Origin of the sequence: Streptomyces hainanensis, from assembly GCF_004348415.1 — a bacterium.
Lineage (GTDB): Bacteria > Actinomycetota > Actinomycetes > Streptomycetales > Streptomycetaceae > Streptomyces > Streptomyces hainanensis.
This window is the reverse complement of sequence record NZ_SMKI01000887.1, coordinates 1-820: the sequence shown is the minus strand read 5'-3', so window position 1 is coordinate 820 and position 820 is coordinate 1. Positions and strand designations below refer to the sequence as shown.

Here is an 820-nt window from a genome sequence, read left to right as displayed (position 1 = left end):
CGGCACACGGGGGCGACGGGCGCCGTCCCCCCACGCTGCGCACCCTTCCGGGCCGGTCGCCCAGACGCACCGCCCGTCGCCCCCGTGTGCCGTGCGCGGGAGGCGACCCGCGCCCGGCGGACAGACGGTAGCCGGTCCGCCGTTCCCAGCCGGTCGTCCTCGCCTGGGTGCCCAGTCGGCAGGCGGTCACGCCGTCCCGGCCCCGCCGCGCCCGTCGGCGCCCGCGCCGCGCGCTGTGCCCGGCCGGTCCGCCGGTGTCCGGGTGCCCAGTCGGTGGGTGGTCACGCCGTCCCGGCTCCGCCGCGCCGCCCGCTGCGCCCGGGCGCCCCCTGCGGCGCCCGCGCCCGGTAGGCGGTCATGCCGCGCCGTCACCGCGCGCCGCGCGCCATCCCCGGACCCCCTCCGGCGCCCGCGCCCGGTGCGGTCGCGCCGCGTCGTGACCGGACGGCGACCCGCGCCCGGCGGACAGACGGTAGGCGGCTACGCCGTCCTCGCTCGGACGTGCATCCGCTCGCCCTGCGGCCCGAAGATGCTGAGGAACTCGACCGGTTGGTCACCCGCGTTGTAGAAGCCGTGCGGGACGCGGGTGTCGAACTCGGCGGCCTCGCCGGCGGCCAGGATCAGTTCACGGTCGCCCAGCAGCAGCCGCAGCCTGCCGGAGAGCACGTAGAGCCACTCGTAACCCTCGTGTGACGCCTGCTCGGTGCCGCAGCCCTCGTCCTCCCTCCGCACCGGCATGATCTGCTTGTACGCGTGGAGACCGCCCAGGTGGCGGGTGAGCGGCACGAAGACCTGGCCGTGCCGGGTGAAGGGGCGGGGG

1 protein-coding gene is annotated in these 820 nt (G+C 78.0%); it reads right to left on the bottom strand.

Annotated features, from left to right (window positions below; genetic code table 11):
- Positions 1 to 480: 480 nt before the first annotated feature.
- Positions 481 to 820 (bottom strand): cupin domain-containing protein (locus tag E1283_RS36645; protein ID WP_132822445.1); only part of this gene is annotated, 340 nt, incomplete at its 5' end.